The organism is Streptomyces sp. NPDC050422, assembly GCF_044458665.1.
Lineage (GTDB): Bacteria > Actinomycetota > Actinomycetes > Streptomycetales > Streptomycetaceae > Streptomyces.
On sequence record NZ_JBITIE010000011.1, the window covers coordinates 96,450 to 118,317 of the forward strand.

The following is a 21,868-nucleotide window of genomic DNA, read 5'->3' on the forward strand; positions in this document are numbered from 1 at the left end:
AAGGGAAGGGCGGCCTACGGTCGCCGGAAGACCCGGTGAGTCATCAGATCAGCCCCTGCCGCATCGCGTACGCCACCGCGTGGGACCGGTTCCGCAGCTGGAGCCGGGTCATCACCGAATGCAGCACGTTCTTGATCGTGCGTTCGGAGTAGGCCAGTTTCGTGGCGATGTCCGCGGTGTCGTACCCCTCGGCCACCAGCCTCAGCACGTCCACCTCGCGTGCCGCGAGCCCGGTGAAGTGCAGTCCGCGCGGCCCGAGCACCTGCCCCTGGAGCCGGCCCACCTCCGCGAGGAGCCTGCCGAGCAGGTCCGAGGGGAGATGGCCCTCGCCGCGCGCCACCGTCTCTATGACCTGCACCAGGTGTTCCGGCGTCGACTGCGCGCGCCTGATCACCCCGACGACGCCGCACTCCGCCGCGCTCACCAGCTTCTGCTCGTCGATGTCCGTCGTGACCAGCACGGCACGCGACTCACTGGTGCGCTGAATGCGGCGCAGCATCCTCAGTACGTCCTCGTCCACCGTGTCCACCACCATGACCACGACCTGCGGCGCCGTCTCGTCCTCGCCCCATTCCACGACGTTCACTTCGGGGCGGGCCCTCAGCTGGCTGACCACGCCCGCCTGCGAGATCGGATCCTGGGCCCGTAACGCGACCGTCGTGCGTTCCCTGCGTTCCATGCCGATGCTCCCCCTTGGGCAACGACTGGAAGGCCACTACAAGCACACGCCTCGCAGCCGTTCTCGTCCGTCTCATTGGTTATGAGGCGGTCGGAAGATGCCCTTGTTTACCGACAAGGAAACTAAAAGGGTGTCAGGGGCAGCGGATCTGCCCGAAAGTGTTCCTTCGAGGCCGATGTCCGTCGTCCGTGGCGAATCTACGGTCCGCCTATGAGTCTCACGGCAAGTCTCGACGCAACGTCCGTCAGCGCCGCACCGGGCGAGGAGACGGCTGTCCCGCTCCAGGTCCGCAACTCCGGCGCGACCGTCGAGGAGTACCGCTTCGAGGTGGTCGGAGCGTGCGCCGCCTGGTCGGCGGTGGAACCGGCGGTTCTGTCGCTGTATCCGGGTGACTCCCGGACCGTGTCGCTCATGCTGCGCCCGCCGCGCGATGCGACCGTCCCGGCGGGTGAGACGCCGTTCGGAGTCCGGGTGGTGCCCACCGGGGAGCAGAGCGGAACGGTGGTACCCGAAGGGCGGGTGACCGTACTGCCGTTCACCGAGACGACGGCCGAGCTGGTCCCGCGCAGCTCGCACGGTTCACTGCGCGGACGGCACCAGCTGGCAGTCGACAACCGGGGCAACACGCCGGTCACGGTCCGGCTGGGCGCCCAGCCGGGCAGCGAGCTCGCGCGCGTCGACTTCACCGTGTCCGAACTCCAGGTGGCGCCCGGGCACGCGGAGTTCGGAAGGCTGCGGGTCAGGCCCGCGAAGCGGATGTGGCGCGGTACGCCGGTGACGCACCCCTTCCAGGTCTTCGCCGCCACCCAGGTGGCCGAGGGCGAGGAGCCGATGGCACCGGTGCTCGTCGACGGCTCCTACCAGCAGGAGCCTCTCCTGCCGCGCTGGCTGCCCCGGGCTCTCATCACCGCTGCCGTGCTGCTGATCGCCCTGGCCGGTATCTGGTACGCCCTGCTGCGTCCCGCCGTGAAGTCGGCGGCGCGGGAGGCGGTCACGCCCGAGGCGGTACGTTCCGCGGCCGCGGCCGACAAGAGCGCGGCACCGGACCGGGGTGACACGGCGGGCACGGGCGCCACCGCCGGAGCCGGAGACGCCGCCGGGGCGGACGCGGGCACCGGCGCCTCGAAGCCGACACCGAGCCCCTCCGCGGAGGCGGAGGCGAGTGCGGGGGCGGAAGCGGGCGACAAGGCGGCCACTCCGACCAGTGCGCAGGTGCGGGTCAGGGACTCGGTGGGCGGCGGAACGAATACGGCGACCGCCCTCCAGGTGCCGGCCGGCCACACTTTCCAGCTGACCGACATCGTGGTGCAGAACCCGCAGGGTGACGCCGGAACCGTCGTCATCTCGGCCGGCGCGAACACGAGTGTGCTGAGCCTCGGGCTGGAGAACTTCCGTGACTCCGACTACCACTTCGTGACGCCGATCCTCGTCCCGGCGGGCGGCAAGGTCACCATGACGATCGACTGCCGGAAGGTCGGCAAGCCGGTCGGCGCACGCACACCCTCGCGATGCTCCGAGTCGCTGTTCCTCGGGGGCACGATGCGGCCCGACCCCACTGACTGACCCCGGCCGGTGCGCGTGCCGGGCCGCCGGCCGGGCACGCGCGGACACCGGAGGCAGTGCGAGACAGTACCTCAGGCCGGCGGGGCCTCTTCCTCCTCCTCCGGGCCCTTCTCCTCAGCCCGTTGGACGAAGGAGCCCTGCACATCGGCCGGCTGCTCGTCCTCGTCCTCCGTGGCCGCCCGCTGCACGACAGAGCCGGCCGGGGCGGCGGCGGGCGAGGGCGAGGCGGCCGCCGGAGCCGGAGCCGGGTCCGACAGCACCCGGTCCGCGTTCGCGACGGCCTCCCGCTCGAAGCGGTCGGACGGGTCGCTGACCCGGATGCCACCGGGCGCTTCCGTGCCGTCCACCGGTCCGCTGCGCTGCTGGATCACATGAGTCAGCTCGTGGGCCAGCGTCGTGCGGCCCTGCGGTGACGACGGGTCGTACGCGTCGCGCTGGAAGACCACGTTGTTCCCCACGGTGTAGGCGTGCGCGCCGACGCCCTTGGCCGACTCGTGCGCGGAGGAGTCGTTGTGGATGCGCACGTCGGAGAAGTCGGCCCCCATGCGGCCTTCGAGATCCGTGCGGGTCTCGGTGTCCAGGGGGGCGCCCGCGCCGGAGGAGACGACGTCGTGGACGGGCGACCGCTGCTCCTCCTCGACCTGCTCCGCCGTACCGGCCCTGGACCTCTGGATCATCGGGCCGAGCGCGGCGTTCCCGACGCTCCGCTGGAGTACGCCCATGCCGGCTGTTCCGACCACGTCCGCCCGCCCGGTGGCCGCCGCCCGGAAGAGGTGGTGGGCGTCCGCTCCGGCCTCATGGGCCTCCGCCGCCCGCTGTGCCACGGAGGCCTCGCCGTGCGCGTGCTCCCCGTGCAGCCGCTCGGGGCCGTGGTCGCTCTCCCGAGGCGGAGTGTGATGGTCCCGTTCAAGATCGTGTTCGTGCTCATGGCCGTGGTCCTGTGCGTTCATCGTCGTCTCCCTGACCGCACCGTCATGGGGGCGCACCGCGCAGGACCGCGGTGGGCCGCCCCTACCGGCCCCCCACCTTCGCGCCGGTTTCCCTGCCCCGTCCAGCCCGCCCCCTACGGGCCCGGGGCATCCGGCGCTGCCTCTTGGGGCAGTCGGGAGGCACGAACGGACCCCCGCCCGCACCCCGGGCACCGGGGAAGGCCGCGGTCCATTCCCTCGGAGGAATGGACCCGAATCCTCCGGCACCGGTACAACGGGCCCGTGGACTTCCCCCGCGCGCTACGCGACCGCCGCACCCGTCTCCGTCTCAGCCAGCTCGACCTGGCGCTACGCGCGGGCACCACTCAGCGTCACCTCAGCTTCGTCGAGTCCGGCAGGTCCGCGCCCGGCCGGTCCATGGTCGTACGGCTGGCGGAGTCACTGGAGCTCTCGCTGCGCGAGCGCAACGAACAGCTCCTGGCTGCCGGATACGCGCCCGCGTACCCGGAGAGTTCGCTCGACGATCCCGAACTGGCCCCGGTGCGGGCGGCGATCGATCGCATCCTGCGCGGCCATCTGCCCTACCCCGCCGTGGTCGTGGACCGGTCCGGTGCCCTGATCGCCGCGAACTCCGCCTTCGATCTGATCACCGAGGGCGCGGCCCCTGAGCTGGTCGGCCCCGGCAGGAACGTCTACCGTCTGGCGCTCCACCCCGACGGGCTGGCACCTCGCATCCGCAACCTCGCCGAGTGGGCGCGGCACATTCTGGCCGCCCTCGGCCATCTGGAGGAACTGCGCGACGAACTCACCGGGTACGTGCCCGCTCTGGAGCCGTCAGCCGGGCAGCTCGGATTCGCGGTCCCGCTCCAGCTGCGGACGTCGTACGGGGACCTGCGCCTGATGACGACGGTGACGACCTTCGCCACCGCCGTCGACGTGACTCTCGCCGAACTGAGACTGGAGGCGTTCCTGCCGGCCGACCAGGAGACGGCCGAGGCCCTCTCGGCGGCGGCCCGGTCAGAGGCCCCCCGAGGAGGGCAGGGGCCGGGTCAGGCTCCCGGGAACATGTAGTCGGCCTTGATCCGGCCGCCCTCGTCGAGTACCAGGATCTCCAGTCCGCCACCGACCACCTCGCCGGTACCGGTGGCCACCGTCTCCCAGGAGAACTTGACCAGGTCGTGCAGGCGTACGGCATCGCCGCGGGAGCGGAAGGTGAACCCCTCCTTCTTGACGAACTGCTCGTGACTACGCGCCACCCGGGTCTCGATGGCGTCGAAACCCTGGGCCTGCAGGGTCGTTCGGTCGAAGCCGAGTCCTGCGGCGATCTCCCGTATCTCCACGGGTGGTTGAAGGATGTGGGTGCCGTCATCCGCCCACAGCTGCTCGATGGCCGCGCGGCGTTCGGCGGCGTCCGGCACCACCCACTGGGCGATGTAGCGGTTGGCCAGGTCCTGAGGGTCGGTCTGGGTCACGTGTGAACTCCTTGCCCGGTGGATCGCTTCGGACGAGATCCTGCGCCGGGCGCGACGTACCGGCAATTCCCTGCCGGGAATGGGCGACGGCGGTGCCAAGTGGGGCGGGGCAGCCGGGCATACGGTGAGCCCCCGTCGGGAAACGGGGCCGCACCGCACGGCGTCACTCGTCGGCTGTGCTCACGTCACCCGGTCAGGCTTTGCCCTTGGTGACCAGCCATTTGCCGTTGACCCAGTTGCCGACGGTCTCGTATCCGGACCGGAAGGAACCGAGCCAGTTCAGCGTCAGGCCCGCCTCTGCGATGGATGCGACGGGGGTGTAGCTGCCGGCCTCGTCGGCAGGGCCCCCGGTGGTGTTCTCGGCGACGTACGGGAAGGGGTAGACGGGGCGGGTGGCCGTGGCCTTCCCTACGCTGTCGGTGGACGTGGTCATCAGACTGCCGGGTGCCTCACCCTTCGTGACCCAGTCGACGACTGCGGTCAGCGCGTCGAAGTCGCTCGGGCCCTGTCCGCCGCCGCAGTGCGCGACGCCCGGGAGGAGGAACAGCCGGGCGAAGCTCGCCGTCGCCGCCGTGCCGCCCATCGTCTTCTGCACGGCCTTGTAGTACGCCATGGTGCCGACGGCCGGGATGTGCTGGTCGCCCAGTCCGTGCCAGAGGATCAGCTTGCCGCCGCTCGCCTTGAATGCCTCGAGGTCCGGGTCGGTGGCGTCGTACATGCCCTCGTTGGGCCGGACGATCTTCTTGTAGTAGGCCTCGGTGAACTCGATGTCCCGGTAGGTGAGCGTGGGTTGCGGGCTGTCGAAGACCTGGTAGCGCAGGGTCTCCTTGACGAAGTTGACGTCTCCGCTGGTGCCGGTGGCCTGAGCCGGCACGATGACCCCGGCCCAGTTGAGTTCGGAGCCGCGCAGCTGGTAGCCGGGGTACAGCAGCTTGCCGTGCTTGTCGGTGGGGCCGGAGTAGATCCGGTGGAGTGTGGCGACCTGGTCGGTGTTCAGGCAGAAGTCCGCGGGTGTGGAGGTCTGCCCTGCCCGGCATGTGAGGGTGGCCGGATCCCAGGTGCAGCCCAGCGGGTCCGCGATGATTCCGTCGGTGGCGGCGCAGCCCCTGAGGACCGCCTCGTGCAGCGGTGCCAGATCGGCGGTGGTGAGCGTGGCGGGGCCGCCGCCGAGGAACACGGACTGGGCCGTCCAGGCGTGGGAGAAGGTGTTCAGCGCGGTGAAGTTGTTGGCGGGGGCGCCGGCGATGATGCCGTCGAAGTCGTCCGGGTAGCGCTGCGCCTCGGTCAGTGCCTGGTGGCCACCCTGCGAGCAGCCGTCGAAGTAGGAGTGGGCGGCCGCCTGCCCGTAGTACTTCTTGATGATCGCCTTGGCCGCCTGCGCGAGCTGGTGGTCGGACTTGTAGCCGAAGTCGGCGCGCAGCGTGGGATCGGTGGAGAACAGTCCACCGCCCTGGGAATGCCCCTCGTCGCTGGAAGCGACGGCGAAGGCTCCGGTGGTCAGCGGTACACAGCCGCTGGAGGCGGCAGCGCTGCCCGTGTTCACGTTTCCGCAGAGGCCGCCGCAGCCGACCTGAAGGTAGTTCGACTGCCAGCCGCTCTCGGGCAGCCGGAGCTCGAAGTGGATCTGTGGCGCGATCACACCTTTGACGTAGCAGGCTGCCCAGTTCCCGAGCGTGTTGCTGCCGGCCGCCAGCTCCGTCGCGGAGCTGATCTCGAAGGGCACGCCGGGTACGTCGGCCGCCAGGTCGAGTGCGGCGATTCCGGAACAGGGAAGGGCCGGTGCGGTACCGGAGGAAACGGCCGTCGTCGCCAGGGCGGCGGCCGAGGCCGCGGCGGTGTCCGAACCGTTGCCTGCCGTGCTGTCGGCGAGCGCCATGCCCGTCCCGCCCGCAAGGGCGAGCACGGCGGCGAGGGTGGCCAGTACGGCAGCCGTTTTCCGTCGGAACCAGCGTGAGGGTATGGGCATACCGGACTCCGTTCGATCGCGGCCCGGGGCTCGTGCCCGTAAGCCGGGCTTGTGGGTGCGTACAGGAGAGGTGGAGCGAGGCGGCGGATGCGGCCTCGATGCGTGGGACGCCGCCGCCATGCGGCTCCGGAGCGGCTCCACGGCGAGGAACGTAGCCCCGCGTGGATCTCCGCGCAAGACTTGGCAACGAGATTGTTGACAATCCTGTTGGCGTAAGTTTACGTTCGACAGGCACTCACTCAGGGAGGGCATTGATGCCGAAGGAAGCGCGTCCCAGTTCCGGAGAGCAGGCCAAACAGCACGCACTCGGGGAGCTGCGACAGGCGATTCTGCAAGGGGAGATGGCACCGGCCCAGCGGCTGGTGGAGGACGAACTCGCCGAGCAGTTCGGTGTCACCCGGGCCAGCATCCGGGCGGCACTTCTGGAGCTGGCATCCGAGGGGCTGGTGGAGCGGATCCGTAACCGCGGATCACGCGTCCGCGTGGTGACCAAGGAGGAAGCGGTCGCCATCACCGAGTGCCGGATGGTCCTCGAAGGACTCTGCGCCGCCAAGGCGGCCGCCGAGGCCACCGAGGAGCAGCTGGCCGAGCTGGCGGCGACGGGCGCGGCGATGGCCAAGGCGGTCGCCGACGGCGAGCCGATGACCTACTCCGAGCTCAACCACCGGCTGCACGCACTGATCCGGGAGTTCTCCGGCCAGCAGACGGCCGTCGGGCTCCTGGAGCGGCTGAACGGCCAAATCGTGCGCCATCAGTTCCAGTTGGCGCTCAGGCCGGGCCGTCCACAGAAATCCCTGGGCGAGCACCTGGCCGTGATCGAGGCGATCACGGCCAGGGACCCGCAGGCGGCGGAAGCAGCCGTCCGCGCCCACCTCGGCAGCGTGATCGACGCCTTGCGCGACGACTGACGCGACTCGGGGCGGGAGTACACCTGTCACCAAGGAGAGTTCGCAATGACGCACGGCAAGGTGCCCGCCACCCCACGATCGACGCTGGTGATCACCGCGCACGCCGGGGACTTCGTATGGCGGGCGGGCGGCGCGATAGCCCTCGCCGCCTCCCGCGGGGAGAAGGTCACCATCGCGTGCCTGACCTTCGGCGAACGGGGCGAGTCCGCCAAGGCATGGCGCGAGGGCAAGCAGTTGGCGGAGATCAAGGCGATCCGCCGCCAGGAGGCCGAGCGCGCCGCGGCGGCGCTCGGCGCCGGGATCGTCTTCTTCGACGCCGGCGACTACCCGCTGCCGGTCACCCCGGAGCTCACCGACCGGCTGGTGTCCGTCTACCGCGAGGCGCAGCCGGACGTGGTCCTCACCCATCCCCTCACCGACCCGTACAACGGGGACCACCCGGCGGCCGCGCGCATGGCGCTGGACGCACGCGTGCTGGCCCAGGCGATCGGCTACCCGGCCGAGGGCGAGATCATCGGGGCTCCCCCGGTGTTCTTCTTCGAACCGCACCAGCCGGAGATGTGCGGGTTCACGCCCGAGGTCCTGCTGGACATCACCGAGGTCTGGGAGACCAAGCGCAAGGCCATGGAGTGCCTGACGGCCCAGCAGCACCTGTGGGAGTACTACACGGACCTCGGCAAACGGCGCGGTGTCCAGCTCAAGCGCAACGCGGGCCCCAACCTCGGGCTTTCGCACACCACTTGGGCCGAGGCGTACATGCGCCCCTACCCGCAGGTCACCGGGGAGCTGGCATGAGCGGCGTCATCGTCACCCGCCCCCCGAAGGCGGCCGGCGAGGACGTGACGGCGCTGGCCGGCTACGGCGTGGCCACGGTGCACGAGGCCCTGGGCCGCACCGGTCTCCTCGGCCCGCACCTGCGCCCGATCCAGCAGGACGTACGGGTGGCGGGCACCGCGGTCACCGTGCTCAGCTGGCCCGGCGACAACCTCATGATCCATGCGGCCGTCGAGCAGTGTGGCGAGGGCGACCTTCTCGTGGTCACCACCACCTCGCCCTCCACCGACGGTATGTTCGGCGAGCTGTTCGCCACGGCGCTGCGGTACCGGGGCGTGCGCGGCCTGGTCACCAATGCCGGGGTCCGCGACACCGCCGAGCTGCGCGAGATGGGCTTTCCCGTCTGGGCGGCCGCGGTCTGCGCCCAGGGCACGGTCAAGGCGACCGGCGGATCGGTCAATGTGCCGGTCGCGATCGGGGGCCGGATCATCCGTCCCGGTGACGTGATCCTCGCCGACGACGACGGCGTGATGTGCGTTCCGCGCGAACAGGCCACGGAGGCGGTCGCGTTGTCGCAGGCACGCACGGTGAAGGAAGAGGCGTCACGCGCCGCGTTCGCCGAGGGGCAGCTGGGTCTTGACCGGTACGGGCTGCGCGAGACGCTCGTACGCCTCGGCGTCCGGTACCAGCAGTACGACGAGTACGCCGCGGACACGTCCGGGCGCGGGCGGTGACCGCGCCCGCCGGGGTGCGCTGCATGCTCCTGCGCGGCGGCACCTCCAAGGGCGGCTACTTCCTGACGGAGGACCTGCCCGCCGAACCGGCCCTGCGTGACGACCTGTTGCTGCGGATAATGGGCAGCCCCGATGCCCGCCAGATCGACGGACTGGGCGGGGCACACCCCCTCACCAGCAAGGTGGCGGTGGTTTGCCCGTCACCCGGCCCCGACGCCGAAGTCGATTACCTTTTCCTCCAAGTCGGCGTCACCGCACCTGAGGTGTCGGACCGTCAGAACTGCGGCAATCTGCTCGCGGGAGTCGGCCCCTTCGCCGTCGAGCGCGGCCTGGTCACCCCTGGCCCGGTGGAGACCTCGGTGCGGATCCGCATGCTCAACACCGGGGATCTCGCCACCGCGACCTTCCCCACTCCGGGTGGGTACGTCTCGTACGAAGGCGCCGCCAACATCTCCGGGGTGCCGGGGACCGCCGCGCCGGTGGTGATCGAGTTCCCGCCGGGCAGCAGTCCCCTGCTGCCCACGGGCAGCGTCCGCGACACGCTTGCCGGCCTCTCGGTGACGTGCGTGGACAACGGCATGCCGACGGTCCTGGTCGCCGCTCCGGCGCTGGGGCTCACCGGCTACGAGGATCCGAAGGAGCTGGAGGCGAACCCGGCCCTGACCCGGCAGATCCTCGAACTTCGCCTCGAAGCAGGGATATTGATGGGCCTCGGCGATGTCACCGGCACCACCGTGCCCAAGGTCAGCCTGCTGGCGCCGCCGCGACACGGCGGCGCCGTGTCGACGCGCACGTTCATTCCGGTGCGCTGCCACACGTCCATCGGCGTACTGGGCGCCGCGAGTGTGGCCGCCGGGCTGCGCATCGCGGGCGGCGTCGGCGAGAACGTGGCGCGGCTGCCCGCCCACGGCGACCGGCTGCGCATAGAGCACCCCACGGGGTTCCTCGACATCGAGTCGGCCGTCGAGCAGGGGGCGAAGGGGGCCCTTCCCGGAGCCGGCCGCACCGCTGTCGTACGTACCGCGCGAAAGATCTTCGACGGCGCCGTCTTCCCTCGCCCCGCCTGACCCACACCCGGAACAGCCCTCCCGCACCCCGCACTTCTAGGAGTCGCAGATGACCCCGCCGCTCGGAGACATCGCCCACCTCGGCCATGTCGAACTGCTCACCCCCGACCTGGACGCCAGCGTCCGCTTCTTCACCGACTTCCTCGGTCTGACCGAGAACGGCCGCTCCGGCGACTCCGTGTATCTGCGGACCTGGGACGACTACGAACATCACAGCCTCACGCTCACCGCCCACACCACCCCCGGGATCCGCCGCACGGCCCTGCGCACCTCCAGCAAGGACGCGCTCCGCCGCCGGGTCGCGGCCATCGAGGCGGCGGGCCGGCCGGGCCGCTGGGTCGAGGACGAGCCGGGCATCGGCCGGCTGTACGTCACCACCGACCCCGACGGCCACGAGCTGGCCCTGTACTGGGAAAGCGAGTGGTACGAGGCGCCGGACGAACTGCGGCCGGGCCTCAAGAACCAGCCACAGGCCAAACCGGGCCACGGCGTGGGCGTACGCCGACTGGACCACGTCAACTTCCTGGGCGCGGATGTCGCAGCCAACGGCGACTTCCACCGCGAGGTCCTCGGCGCCCGCCCCACCGAGCAGATCCGGCTCGACAGCGGAAAGATCGCGGCCCAGTGGCTGACGTTCACCAACAAGTCCTACGACCTCGTCTACACCGAGGACTGGACGGGGTCGAGCGGCCGGCTCCACCACATCGCATTCGCCGCCGACACCCGCGAGGACATCCTGCGCGCCGCCGATCTCGCCCTGGACACCGGCGTGTTCATCGAGACGGGCCCGCACAAGCACGCCATCCAGCAGACGTTCTTCCTGTACGTCTACGAGCCGGGCGGCAACCGCATCGAACTCTGCAACCCGCTCACCCGCCTGGTACTGGCCCCCGACTGGCCCCTGATCACCTGGACCGAGGCCGAGCGCGCCAAGGGGCAGGCCTGGGGTCTGCGCACCATCGAGTCGTTCCACACCCACGGAACGCCGCCCGTCGCCTGACGTCCTGCACCACCGTTCGGCCCCGGTCCGGCAGCACTCCGAACCGGGGCCAAATCGTTTCTACGATTGTCAACAAAAGCGTTGACACACTCTTCCGGTGTTTCTACCGTCAAGGCCATCACTGCGAGCGCGTATCTCGCCTCGCGTCGGGTCGGCGGCTTGAGCCGCGCCGACCACCCCTCTTCCCAACCTCCAGGGACTCTCCTCCCGGACGAGAGGAAACAACGATGTCCTCCTCGCTCGCCCCTGCCGCCCGCGGCAACAGAATGGCCATGCTGGTCATCGCACTGTGCTGGCTGGTCGTGCTCTTCGACGGCCTCGACATGTTCATCTACGGCTCGGTGCTGCCCCACATGCTGGAGCAGCACGCCCTGGGCCTCGAACCGTCCATGGCCGGCGACCTCGGCAGTTACGCCACGTTCGGGATGCTGGTCGGCGCCCTCTCCTCGGGCACGCTCACCGACCTCATCGGGCGCAAGAAGATGATCATGGCTTGCACCGCGTTGTTCTCCCTGGCCTCGGCTCTCTGCGCGGCGGCCCCCACGGTCGCCGTGTTCGGCCTCGGCCGGACGCTGGCCGGTCTCGGCCTCGGCGGCCTGCTGCCGACCGCGATCACGATGGTCTCGGACTACGCCCCGCGCGCCCGCGGCGCTTTCGTCATCGGCGCACTGATGACCGCCCATCACGTCGGCGGCATCCTCTCCGCGTACGTCGCCCTGTGGATCGTGGAACCCCTCGGCTGGCGTGCGGCCTTCTGGGTCTGCGTGGTCCCGCTGGTCATAGCGGTGCCGCTGGTCGCCCGGTACCTGCCGGAGTCGCTGAGCTTCCTGGTCGCCAAGGGGCGTACCACCGAGGCACATGAACTCGCGACGCGCTACAACGTCGAGATGCCTACGGCGGCCAAGGAGGCCCGGGCAGCCGGCGACCGCTGGTACGCCCTCGCCCAGCTGTTCCGGGGCAGGGAGTGGATCCAGACGCTGATGTTCTGGCTGGCCTCGTTCGGCGGTCTGCTGCTCGTCTACGGCGTCGCCACCTGGCTGCCCACCATGATGCGCGGCGAGGGCTACGAGCTCGGTTCCTCGCTGAACTTCGTCGTCGTCTTCAACCTCGGCGGGATCGTGGGGATGCTCGTCGCGGGCCGCTGCGCCGACCGCTTCGGCGCCGCACGTATCTCCGCGATCTGGTTCCTGCTGACGGCCGTCGGCGTCTATCTGCTGAGCGTCCACATGCCGCTCGGACTGACCTTCACGGTGGTCTTCCTCACCGGCCTGTTCCTCAACAGCGCCCAAACGATGATCTACGCGACGGTGGCCGGCTACTCCACCTCCGCCAACCGGGCCACGGCCGTGGGCTGGACCTCCGGAATGGGCCGCTTCGGTGCCGTGTTCGGCCCCTGGCTGGGTGGTCAGCTGCTCGCCAACGGAGCCGCGAACTGGGGCTTCACGGCGTTCGCCCTCTCCGCCGTGTTCTCCACGGTCTTCATCACGCTGGCCGGTCTGCGCATGTCCCGGCGGAACCCGGAGCAGCCCGCGGCACGTTCGGTGGCGGCCACGGCCTGACCGGGCGGCCGCGACGGTGCCCGGTGGGCCGATGAGGGGTGTCGTCACGCCTCATCGGCCCACCGGGCTCGTCGTCTCCGTGGCCTGCGGTCACGGAGCGCTCCCGGGGATCATGCCGAGCTGGCGCAGCTGCGCGAAGACGTCGACCACCCCCCAGATCTCCGCGATGTGGCCGCCGTCGAAGCGGAGGATGAAGATCTCGTCGTACGTGACGGACCGGCCGGTCGGCGGGAGGCCCCGGTACTCGCCCAGGTGGGTGCCGGTGACGGTCTGTCTGCTGACGATCCTGTCCCCCTCCGCGATCACGTCCTGGACCGTGACGCGAATGCCGGGAAAGGCACGCAGAAGCACAGCCCATACCTGCTTGAGTGCCTCCACCCCCGTCCCGCCGCTCGGCACGGGTGCGTGGAACAGCAGATCCGGGGCGACGACCTCGTCGATCGTCCTGGAGACGACGTCCAGGTCGCTGCTGTTCACCGCGTCGTGGAAGCGGCTGAACGTCGCTTTGTTGCGGGCTTCCTGCTCTGTCGACATGGTGCTTCTCCTCGGATCACTTGTGGAGGACGGCCTGGATCACCAGGCTGATCGATACCTTGTAGCCGACCAGGACACCGCCGCCGTCCGTCCGGGCGGTGACGGCGAAGTCGCGCCGGTCGATCCGCGCGGTCGCGGAGAAGGTGGCTTGCTGAGCGCCGGACGGCCCCGGGCCGAACCCGTTCGCCTCGACGGCCAGAGGCACCTGCCGGGTGACACCGTGCAGGGTCAGCTCACCGTCCACGATCCAGCCGCCACCGCTCCCGCGGATGCCGGTGGAGCGATAGCTCATCGTCGGGTGGCTCTCCACGTCGAGATAGTCGGCGGAGCGCAGGTGCGTGTCCCGCTTCGCGTTGCCGGTGTCGACGGACGCCACGTCGATCGTCGCGGTCAGCGCCGAGCCCAGCGGTTCCTCGCGCGTGACGATCGTGGCGTCGCAGCCGGTGAACCGGCCGTGCACCGTGCCGACCGTGAGGAAGCGGACGGAGAAGGAGATCTCGCAGCGTGCTGGGTCGGCCTTCCAGGTGCCGGCCGGACAGCCCGGAATCGCGGCACTGGATGGGGCGGAGCTCATGACGTCCTCCATGGTTCAGGGTTGTCCCTCATACCTGGAAGACGAACGGGACCCCGTCCGGGGGACAGCCCGGGTCAGGATTCTTCGAGCCGCCGGTTCAGGAACCGCCGCTCGGGTGTCGAGGTGGCCAGATCGATCGCCCGGCGGTAGGCGGTCCGGGCGTCGGCGGCCCGGCCCAGGCGCCGCAGCAGTTCGGCACGGGTCGAGTGGTAGTAGAGGTAGCCGTCGAGGTCGAGACGGTCGACGGCGCGCAGTGCCGCGGCGGGCTCGCCCGCCTGGGCGAGCGCTGCGGCATGGTTGAGCTCGACGACCGGCGAGCCGGTGAGTTCGACCAGTCGGCGGTACAGCGCGGCGATCTGCGGCCAGTCGACCGGCTGCCGTGTCTGCATCGACGCGATCACCGCCTGTACGACATAGGCGCCGCGCCCACCCAGTGCGAAGGCGCGGTCGAGCACCGCCCTCCCCTCCGCGATCTGCCGCACGTCCCACAGCGTCCGGTCCTGGTCGCCGAGCAGTACGAGGTCCTCACCGGCGAACCGGGCGTGCCGCCGGGCGTGGTGGATCATCATCAGCGCCAGCAGCCCGTGCGCCTCCGGCTCGTCCGGCATGAGCCCGGCGAGCACGCGTCCCAGGCGGATGGCCTCGGCACCCAGGTCGACCCGGCCCCGGTAGCCCTCGTTGTAGATCAGGTAGATGACGGTCAGAACCGCGTCGACACGGTCGGACAGCAGGTGCGCCGCGGGCACGGCGAACGGGATTCCGGTCGCCCTGATCTTCGCCTTGGCGCGGGACAGGCGCCGCTTCATGGTGTCCTCGGACACCATGAACGCCCGGGCGATCTCAGCGGTCTCCAGACCCCCGAGGGCCCGCAGCGTGAGCGCCACCTGCCCCTCCGGCGACAGCGCGGGGTGGCAGCACGTGAAGATCAGTTCCAGGCGCTCGTCCTTGACCGCTGTGTCGTCGAACTCGTCCATGACGGCCTCCGGTGCCGGCAGGAGATGCATCTTTCCGGCCAGGGTCCGCTCCCGGCGGATCCGGTCGATCGCCCGGTTGCGGGCCGTCGTGACGAGCCACGCACCCGGCCTGTCGGGCACGCCCGACGTGGGCCAGCGCTCGGCGGCGATCGCGAACGCCTCCTGTGCGGCGTCCTCGGCCCTGTCGAAGTCACCGAGGTACCCGACCAGTTGGGCCAGCACCCGGCCCCACTCGTCCCGGAAGACCTCCTCCAGCCCGGTCAGCGCCGCACCACCGGCCGAATCTCCACCACGCCGCCGTAGCGGGCGGCCGGGACGTGCGACGCCATCTCGACCGCCTCGTCCAGATCCGCTGCCTCGATCAGGCAGATGCCGCCGAGCACCTCCTTGGTGTCCGCGAACGGGCCGTCCGTCATCAGTGTCCGGCCGCCGGCCACGCGCACGCCCGTCGTCATCTCGACGGGCTGCAACTGCGCCGCCGCGACACACCGCGTGTCGTCGGCCAGCGTCAGGTACTCGGCATACGCCGCCTCGCGTTCCTCGTCCGACAGCGCTTCCTCCTGGTCGGGCGCCGCGTAGATCAGCAGGGCGTACTGCATCGCATCCTCCGAAGTGAGTGGGCTCTCACCCACACGACGAACGAGCAGCAGCGTAGGGGACACAGCGTGTGCACGCGCGCGGAACCACCCGGCGACGATCGAATGTTTGCTAATGCTCGAAACTCGGCAATGGTGAGCAACTCTTGACATGTCACTGTCGTTCCGGCGAGAGTCGTCCCCGCCAGTGATGCCGGTCGCGTAGCAAGGAGCGTTGTCGCATGCCTGAAATCCCTGCAGTCTCACGCCGTTTGGTCCTGGGAGGAACGCTGGCCACGGGGGCGCTCGCCGTCGGCCTCGGATCGGCTACCCCCGCTTCGGCGGCCCCCGGTTCCGCCGCGGCCTCCGCACTCACCTCAGCAGCCGCCCCCCGTCGGCGGGCGGGGCAGAAGTCCATGGTCAACGTCCCCTTCGAGACCTACGCGACCGTGCGCGTCGGTGTGATCGGGCTCGGCAACCGGGGTTCCACCATGACCCCGGGATGGGCGGCCGTCCCCGGGTGCGTCGTGACGGCGGTCTGCGACATCCGCGCCGACCGTGCCAAGCGCACCGCCGACCAGCTGGTGGCGGCCGGAAAGCCGCGTCCGGCGGAGTTCGGCGGGTCCGCCGGCAGCTACGCCGAGATGCTCAAGCGCGACGACATCGATCTCATCTACATAGCGACGCCCTGGGAGTTCCATTACGAGCAGGGCAAGGCATCGCTCCTGGCCGGCAAGCACGTCGTCGTCGAGCTCCCCATCGCGACGGAGCTCGACGAGCTCTGGGACCTCGTGGACACCTCGGAGCGCACCCGCAAGAACCTGATGCTGTCCGAGAACTGCAGTTACGGCCGCAACGAGCTGGCCATGCTCAAGATGGGTCACGAGGGCGTGTTCGGCGACCTCACCAACGGTCATGGCGGCTACCTCCATGACCTGCGCTCCCTGCTGTTCTCCGACACCTACTACACCGACTCCTGGCGCCGTCTGTGGCACACCCGCTCGACCGCGTCCTTCTACGCCATGCACGGTCTGGCCCCCATCGCCGCCGCCATGGACATCAACCGCGGCGACCGGATGACCACGCTGACGGCGACCGCGACGGCACCGAAGGGACTCGCCGACTACCGCGAGCGCTTCATGCCGAAGTCGCACCCGTCCTGGAACGAGACGTACATCAACGGCGACCTGGTCACCTGCCAGATCCGCACGGCGAACGGCCGGACGATCCGGGCCGAGCACGCGGTGAGCGCGCCCCGCCCGTACAGCCGGATCAACTCGCTCGTCGGCAGCCGCGGCATCTTCGAGGACTACGCGGGCACCTCGTCCACCGACGCCCGTGTCTACTTCGAGCCGGACCACGGCGGCGACACCTGGCGCGACTTCGAGACGTACCGCAAGGAGTTCGACCACTGGCTGTGGAAGGAGCTCGCCGACGACGCCGAGAACGGCGGGCACGGCGGCATGGACTACGTCCTGCAGTGGCGCACGGTCCAGTTGATGCGCGCCGGGCTCGTCCCCGACATCGACGTCTACGACTCCGCCTCGTGGTGCGCGCCGGTTCCGCTGAGCGTCATGTCCCTCGCCGCCAAGGGGCGTCCGGTGGAGATCCCGGACTTCACCCGTGGCTCCTGGGTCAACCTGCGCATGGGACTCGACTCGCGCACCACCGAGATGCCCCCCGTCGCCTGATGACCTCCCTCTTGAAGGAGCACGCCATGAGACCGGCCCGACTGATCCGCCCGCTCAGAGCCGCCGCCGTGGCGGCAGCGGTCCTGCTCGTTCCCGCGCAGGCCGCCTCGGCAGCACCCGCCCCGCCGGCCGCGGCCGCCGAGTCGCAGACCGAGGTGACCGTCTCTCCCGTTGACCTCGACGGACCGGTCATCTCCACGGTGAAGGTCACGGTCAAGAACTCCGCACCGCAGCGCCTGCGTTCGCTCAAGGTGTCGTTCGCCGGGCCCGTCGGGTGGGCGGTCCAGCCTTCCGTGCAGAGCGTGTCCGGATCCTTCGCGACGGGTGCCTCGGCCTCCGCGACGTTCCGGATCCAGGTCCCCGAGAAGCGGTCCGGGTTCGTGATCCGTACGTTCACGGCGACGGCGACGTACCAGGGCGGCGACGGCCTCGGGACGGCCACCGGCACCCGGACCGACCGCTCCGGAACACCGCAGGCGAACCTCGCGGCGGCGTACAACGGCGTGGCGATCACCGACGAGTCCGCCACCACGGCCGGGAACTACGACGGCGAGGGCAACAGCTTCTCGGCGCAGAAGCTCGCCGCGGTGGGCCTGACGCCCGGAGCGAAGGTCGACGCGCTGGGCGCCACCCTGACGTGGCCGGACGTGCCCGCCGGCACGAAGGACAACGTGGGCAGTGCAGGGCAGGCCGTCGCGCTGGCCGGCAAGGGTTCCGAGCTGGTGTTCCTCGGTTCTGGCGTCGGGAGCGGTGCCACGGGCAAGGCCACCGTCTTCTACACCGACGGCACCTCCACCACGGAGTCGTTCGGCTTCCCCAACTGGTCGTTCGACCCGGCCGACGCCCACGGCGCGACCCTGGTCAAGTCGACGGACGGCCGCAACCGGCCCGACGGGTACGGCAACGCCACGGTGCAGTACCGGGTGTTCGCCAACTCCATCGCGCTGGACCCGTCCAGGACGGTCGAGTTCGTGGTCCTGCCGGCGAACGCGAACGTCCACCTCTTCGACATGGCGATCGCTTCCTGAGCGTCGCCACACCGGCCGGGGCCTCGGGGCGGCGCTCAGCGCCTGCCCAGGGGCCCCGGTGGCCGGTCAGCCGTTGGCGAGGAGCTGGAGCGTGTCGATGACACGGTTCGAGAAGCCCCACTCGTTGTCGTACCAGGCGACGACCTTGATGTGCCGGCCCTCGACACGGGTGAGCTCCGAGTCGAAGATCGACGAGGCCGGGTTGCCCGTGATGTCGGACGAGACGAGCGCGTCCTCGGAGTACTCCAGGACCCCGGCGAGCGGGCCCTCCGCCGCGGCGCGGTAGGCCGCCAGCACGTCCTCGCGCGACACGTCGCGGGCGACGGTGGTGTTGAGTTCGACGATCGAGCCCACCGGCACCGGTACGCGGATCGAGTCGCCCGACAGCTTGCCTTCGAGGTTGGGCAGCACCAGGCCGATCGCCTTGGCGGCACCGGTCGTGGTCGGCACGATGTTCACGCCGGCGGCGCGGGCGCGGCGGGCGTCGCGGTGCGGGCCGTCCTGCAGGTTCTGCTCCTGCGTGTAGGCGTGCACCGTCGTCATGAAGGCGTGCTCGATACCCGCGAGTTCATCGAGGACCTTGGCCAGCGGCGCGAGTGCGTTGGTCGTGCACGAGGCGTTCGAGACGATCGTGTGCAGGGCCGGGTCGTACGCGTCGGTGTTGACCCCGAACGCGAGTGTCACATCGGCGCCGTCGGAGGGAGCGCTGACGAGCACCTTCTTCGCGCCCGCGTCGATGTGGGCGCGGGCGGCCTTGGCCGACGTGAAACGGCCGGTGGCCTCCAGCACGATGTCGACGTCGAGCGCGGCCCACGGAAGCTGCGCAGGATCGCGCTCGGCGACCACCTTGATGCGCCGGCCGTCGACGACGAGGACGTCCCCGTCGAGTGTCACCGGGCGCCCCAGCCTGCCGGACGTCGAGTCGAAGGCGAGCAGCCGCGCGAGAGCGGCGGGCTCGGTGAGGTCGTTGACGGCGACGACTTCGAGGTCGCTGTCGCGCTCCAGCAGTGCGCGCAGCACGTTGCGTCCGATGCGGCCGAATCCGTTGATGGCGATGCGAGTCATGGGGTGTCCCTTCGTCCCTGCGGTTCGCCACCAAGGTTCGCTCGCCGCACCCCTGTCGCGGCAGCGGCGTGAGCGCCATGGTTCGAAAGGATCGCGCCACCGGGCGCCGGGCTACTCGGCTCGGGCGAACGTGCGCCGGTACTCGCTCGGTGTGGTGCCGAGAATGCGCTGGAAGTGGAGCCGCAGATTGGCGCCCGTTCCGAGTCCGGTCTCGGCGGCGATCTGCTCGATGCTCTGCTCGGAGCGCTCCAGCAGTTCGCGGGCCACATCGATGCGGGCCCGCATGACCCACTGCATCGGGGTGTAGCCGGTGTCCTCGACGAAGCGGCGCGAGAGCGTGCGCGGCGAGACCGCCGCGTGCCGGGCGAGGGCGTCGAGGGTGAGCGGCTCACCGAGGCGGTGCAGCGCCCATTCTCGGGTGGCGGCGAACCGTTCGCCGAGCGGTTCGGGCACGCTGCGCGGCACGTACTGCGCCTGGCCGCCGCTCCGGTAGGGCGCCGCCACCAGCCGCCGGGCCGCGTGGTTGGCCGCGGCCACCCCGAGGTCGCCGCGCAGGATGTGCAGGCACAGGTCGATCCCGGAGGCGGCGCCCGCCGAGGTCAGGACGCTGCCCTCGTCGACGAACAGCACGTTCTCGTCGACCTGGACGAGCGGGTGCTTCGCCGCGAGCGCCCGCGCGTAGTGCCAGTGTGTCGTCGCCCGCCTGCCGTCGAGCAGGCCCGTGGCGGCGAGGGCGAAGGCCCCCGTCGAGATGGCCGCGAGCCGTGCGCCCCGGTCGTGGGCGGCGACGAGCGCGTCGACGACGGCCTGCGGCGGGTCGTCCCGGTCCGGAAAGCGGTAGCCAGGGATGAAGACGATGTCGGCCCACTCCAGCGCGTCGAGACCGTCGGCGACGTGGTACGACAGCCCGTCACCACCGGTCACGAGTCCCGGCGCCGCGCCGCACACCCGCACCTCGTACGGCATGCTGGCGCGCGTCGTGAACACCTGCGCGGGGATCCCGACGTCGAGCGGCTTCGCGCCCTCCAGGACGAGGACGGCGGTGCGGTGAAGACGGGAGGCTGACACGGGACACAGGGTACGAGGGGCCCGGTCGCGCCGACGAACAGGCCGGGGCCCGTCGGCGCGGCCGGGTCCGCCGCCCGTGCTCAGCCCGCGAACCGGGCCATCCACGTCTCGACGTCGTCGGCCGAGCGGGGCAGGCCCGCCGACAGGTTCTCGTGGCCGTCCGCGGTCACGAGCAGGTCGTCCTCGATCCGGACGCCGATGCCGCGCCACTCCTCGGGGACGGTGAGGTCGTCCGGCTGGAAGTACAGACCGGGCTCGACCGTGAGGACCATGCCCGGCTCCAGGGCGCCGCCGACATACTCCTCGTGCCGGGCCTGCGCGCAGTCGTGGACGTCCAGACCGAGCATGTGCCCGGTGCCCGCCATGGTGAAGCGGCGCTGGAGGCCGAGTTCGTAGGCACGGTCGGCCGGGCCCTCGATGAAGCCCCACTCGACCAGCCGGACCGCGAGGTGACGCTGGGCCGCCTCGTGGAAGTCGCGGTACGCGGCGCCCGGCTTGACGGCGGCGAAGCCGGCTTCCTGGGCCTCGTACACCGCGTCGTAGACCCTGCGTTGCACGGGCGTGAACGTTCCGCTGATCGGCAGCGTGCGGGTGACGTCGGCGGTGTAAAGGGTGTGCGTCTCCACGCCGGCGTCGAACAGGAGCAGTTCTCCCGGGCGCACCGGGCCGTCGTTGTCCGTCCAGTGCATGATCGTGGCGTGCTCACCCGCGGCGCAGATGGTGCCGTAGCCCACGGAGTTCCCCTCCAGGCGCGCGCGGCGCAGGAACGTGCCCTCGATCCACCGCTCGGACGAGGCGACCGCCCCGGAGAGCTCGCCGACCGCGTCGGTGAACCCGCGCACGGTGGAGTCGACCGCCTTGCGGAGTTCGCCGATCTCCCAGTCGTCCTTGACGAGGCGGAGGTCGCTGAGCGCCTCTTCGAGGTCGTCGTCGCGCTCCTCGTCGGTGCTGACGGCGGCCTCCAGGGCCGGGTCGACACCGCGCACGATCCGGGTCGGCACACCGGACACGGCCGCCAGGTCGCCGGCCGCCGTGCGGACGTCGCGGCAGGGCAGCCCGAGTACGCGTTCCGACTCGGCGAGGGAGCGGCGCCGGCCCATCCAGAGTTCCGCCGTGGGGCCCGTCCAGAACTCGTTGTTGTCCCTGCTGTCCCGGGGCAGTTGGAAGCAGTAGGCGTCGTGGCCGCCGTCCGGGCGCGGTTCGAGGACGAGCGCGCCGTCCCGGGCCCGGTCGCCCGTCATGTGTACGTAGCCCGAGTGCGGGCGGAAGGGGTACGTGTCGTCGTTCGACCGGACCTTGAGGTTGCCGGAGGGGATCACGAGGCGCTCGCCGGGGAAGCGCGCGGAGAGCGCGGCGCGGCGCAGGGCCGCGTGCGGGGCCTGCTCGTCGGGCCGCAGGTCGTGCTGCTCGGTGTCGGCCCACCCGGTCCGCATCAGCGCGGACAGTTCCTCGGAGATCCCTGAGTAGAGACCGTTCTTTCGGCCCTTCGCCACTTCATGCTCCTTCTTCGGGATTGTTCCTCGGCGCGGGGGCCGGAGGAGTACCTCCGGACGCGCGTCCCAGGTTTTGTCCGGAGTCCCGCGTCGTCCGCGCGGAGCGCGGGCGCAGCGGGACTCCGGACAGGGTCTGGCTGCCGCCGGTCGTCGGCGGCTCTCGGACGGTATCCCGCAGGGCGGGCGCATGGCGCCCAGGACCGCCACTGGCACAG

21 protein-coding genes are annotated in these 21,868 nt (G+C 70.7%); 10 read left to right on the top strand and 11 right to left on the bottom strand.

The window, feature by feature from the left end:
* Positions 1 to 43: 43 nt before the first annotated feature.
* Positions 44 to 679 (bottom strand): response regulator transcription factor, encoded by a 636-nt coding sequence (locus ACIBJG_RS18845; RefSeq protein ID WP_399308642.1) that lies wholly within the window; start codon positions 677 to 679, stop codon positions 44 to 46.
* A 210-nt stretch (positions 680 to 889) separates the two neighbouring features.
* On the opposite strand from ACIBJG_RS18845, the gene ACIBJG_RS18850 reads away from it, so the two are divergent.
* Entirely contained in the window at positions 890 to 2,242 is a 1,353-nt protein-coding gene (locus ACIBJG_RS18850) for a hypothetical protein (protein WP_399308643.1), read from the top strand.
* Positions 2,243 to 2,313: 71 nt separating this feature from the next.
* On the opposite strand, the gene ACIBJG_RS18855 is transcribed toward ACIBJG_RS18850, so the two are convergent.
* The gene (locus ACIBJG_RS18855) at positions 2,314 to 3,192 is read right to left on the bottom strand and encodes a DUF4157 domain-containing protein (protein ID WP_399308644.1); all 879 of its coding nucleotides are present in this window, start codon (positions 3,190 to 3,192) and stop codon (positions 2,314 to 2,316) included.
* Positions 3,193 to 3,453: 261 nt separating this feature from the next.
* On the opposite strand from ACIBJG_RS18855, the gene ACIBJG_RS18860 reads away from it, so the two are divergent.
* Entirely contained in the window at positions 3,454 to 4,242 is a 789-nt protein-coding gene (locus ACIBJG_RS18860; RefSeq protein ID WP_399308645.1) for a helix-turn-helix domain-containing protein, read from the top strand.
* Here ACIBJG_RS18860 and ACIBJG_RS18865 read toward each other — a convergent pair.
* Both ACIBJG_RS18865 and ACIBJG_RS18870 read right to left on the bottom strand, forming a co-directional pair.
* A complete protein-coding gene (locus ACIBJG_RS18865) occupies positions 4,221 to 4,643 on the bottom strand; it encodes a hypothetical protein (protein ID WP_399308646.1) in 423 nt (140 codons plus the stop codon). The genes ACIBJG_RS18860 and ACIBJG_RS18865 overlap by 22 nt on opposite strands.
* Positions 4,644 to 4,836: 193 nt before the next feature.
* Positions 4,837 to 6,609, bottom strand: a complete 1,773-nt coding sequence (locus ACIBJG_RS18870; RefSeq protein ID WP_399308647.1) for a tannase/feruloyl esterase family alpha/beta hydrolase — start codon at positions 6,607 to 6,609, stop codon at positions 4,837 to 4,839.
* A gap of 254 nt (positions 6,610 to 6,863) precedes the next feature.
* On the opposite strand from ACIBJG_RS18870, the gene ACIBJG_RS18875 reads away from it, so the two are divergent.
* The 6 genes from ACIBJG_RS18875 to ACIBJG_RS18900 all read left to right on the top strand — a co-directional run bounded on the left by ACIBJG_RS18875 (position 6,864) and on the right by ACIBJG_RS18900 (position 12,651).
* The gene (locus ACIBJG_RS18875) at positions 6,864 to 7,517 is read left to right on the top strand and encodes a GntR family transcriptional regulator (protein WP_399308648.1); all 654 of its coding nucleotides are present in this window, start codon (positions 6,864 to 6,866) and stop codon (positions 7,515 to 7,517) included.
* Positions 7,518 to 7,562: 45 nt separating this feature from the next.
* Positions 7,563 to 8,312: a PIG-L deacetylase family protein gene (locus ACIBJG_RS18880; RefSeq protein WP_399308649.1), complete on the top strand. Its 750-nt coding sequence runs from the start codon at positions 7,563 to 7,565 to the stop codon at positions 8,310 to 8,312.
* Positions 8,309 to 9,025 carry a 4-carboxy-4-hydroxy-2-oxoadipate aldolase/oxaloacetate decarboxylase gene (locus ACIBJG_RS18885; protein WP_399308650.1) on the top strand — a complete coding sequence of 239 codons (717 nt, stop codon included), beginning with the start codon at positions 8,309 to 8,311 and terminating at the stop codon, positions 9,023 to 9,025. Before ACIBJG_RS18880 ends, ACIBJG_RS18885 begins: the two co-directional genes overlap by 4 nt.
* Positions 9,022 to 10,092 (top strand): 4-oxalomesaconate tautomerase, encoded by a 1,071-nt coding sequence (locus ACIBJG_RS18890; RefSeq protein ID WP_399308651.1) that lies wholly within the window; start codon positions 9,022 to 9,024, stop codon positions 10,090 to 10,092. Before ACIBJG_RS18885 ends, ACIBJG_RS18890 begins: the two co-directional genes overlap by 4 nt.
* Before the next feature lie 49 nt (positions 10,093 to 10,141).
* Positions 10,142 to 11,092: a catechol 2,3-dioxygenase gene (locus tag ACIBJG_RS18895; RefSeq protein WP_399308652.1), complete on the top strand. Its 951-nt coding sequence runs from the start codon at positions 10,142 to 10,144 to the stop codon at positions 11,090 to 11,092.
* A 227-nt stretch (positions 11,093 to 11,319) separates the two neighbouring features.
* Positions 11,320 to 12,651, top strand: a complete 1,332-nt coding sequence (locus ACIBJG_RS18900) for an MFS transporter (protein WP_399308653.1) — start codon at positions 11,320 to 11,322, stop codon at positions 12,649 to 12,651.
* Between the two features lie 90 nt (positions 12,652 to 12,741).
* Here ACIBJG_RS18900 and ACIBJG_RS18905 read toward each other — a convergent pair whose 3' ends face one another.
* The 4 genes from ACIBJG_RS18905 to ACIBJG_RS18920 form a co-directional block, all read right to left on the bottom strand.
* On the bottom strand, positions 12,742 to 13,185 hold the full coding sequence (locus ACIBJG_RS18905) for an ester cyclase (RefSeq protein ID WP_399308654.1): 444 nt from the start codon (positions 13,183 to 13,185) through the stop codon (positions 12,742 to 12,744).
* Positions 13,186 to 13,201: 16 nt separating this feature from the next.
* Positions 13,202 to 13,759: a YceI family protein gene (locus ACIBJG_RS18910; RefSeq protein ID WP_399308655.1), complete on the bottom strand. Its 558-nt coding sequence runs from the start codon at positions 13,757 to 13,759 to the stop codon at positions 13,202 to 13,204.
* 74 nt (positions 13,760 to 13,833) lie between these two features.
* Positions 13,834 to 14,955 (bottom strand): RNA polymerase sigma factor, encoded by a 1,122-nt coding sequence (locus ACIBJG_RS18915; protein ID WP_399308656.1) that lies wholly within the window; start codon positions 14,953 to 14,955, stop codon positions 13,834 to 13,836.
* Between the two features lie 38 nt (positions 14,956 to 14,993).
* Positions 14,994 to 15,332 (bottom strand): YciI family protein, encoded by a 339-nt coding sequence (locus tag ACIBJG_RS18920; protein ID WP_399308657.1) that lies wholly within the window; start codon positions 15,330 to 15,332, stop codon positions 14,994 to 14,996.
* A 218-nt stretch (positions 15,333 to 15,550) separates the two neighbouring features.
* Between ACIBJG_RS18920 and ACIBJG_RS18925 the strand changes: the two genes are divergently transcribed.
* Both ACIBJG_RS18925 and ACIBJG_RS18930 read left to right on the top strand, forming a co-directional pair.
* Positions 15,551 to 16,999 carry a Gfo/Idh/MocA family protein gene (locus ACIBJG_RS18925; RefSeq protein WP_399308658.1) on the top strand — a complete coding sequence of 483 codons (1,449 nt, stop codon included), beginning with the start codon at positions 15,551 to 15,553 and terminating at the stop codon, positions 16,997 to 16,999.
* A gap of 26 nt (positions 17,000 to 17,025) precedes the next feature.
* Positions 17,026 to 18,027: an NEW3 domain-containing protein gene (locus ACIBJG_RS18930; RefSeq protein ID WP_399308659.1), complete on the top strand. Its 1,002-nt coding sequence runs from the start codon at positions 17,026 to 17,028 to the stop codon at positions 18,025 to 18,027.
* 66 nt (positions 18,028 to 18,093) lie between these two features.
* Here ACIBJG_RS18930 and gap read toward each other — a convergent pair whose 3' ends face one another.
* The 3 genes from gap to ACIBJG_RS18945 form a co-directional block, all read right to left on the bottom strand.
* Entirely contained in the window at positions 18,094 to 19,092 is a 999-nt protein-coding gene (gap, locus tag ACIBJG_RS18935) for a type I glyceraldehyde-3-phosphate dehydrogenase (RefSeq protein WP_399308660.1), read from the bottom strand.
* A 111-nt stretch (positions 19,093 to 19,203) separates the two neighbouring features.
* Positions 19,204 to 20,160 carry a GlxA family transcriptional regulator gene (locus tag ACIBJG_RS18940; RefSeq protein WP_399308661.1) on the bottom strand — a complete coding sequence of 319 codons (957 nt, stop codon included), beginning with the start codon at positions 20,158 to 20,160 and terminating at the stop codon, positions 19,204 to 19,206.
* 80 nt (positions 20,161 to 20,240) lie between these two features.
* Positions 20,241 to 21,653 (bottom strand): aminopeptidase P family protein, encoded by a 1,413-nt coding sequence (locus ACIBJG_RS18945; RefSeq protein WP_399308662.1) that lies wholly within the window; start codon positions 21,651 to 21,653, stop codon positions 20,241 to 20,243.
* Positions 21,654 to 21,868 lie beyond the last annotated feature (215 nt).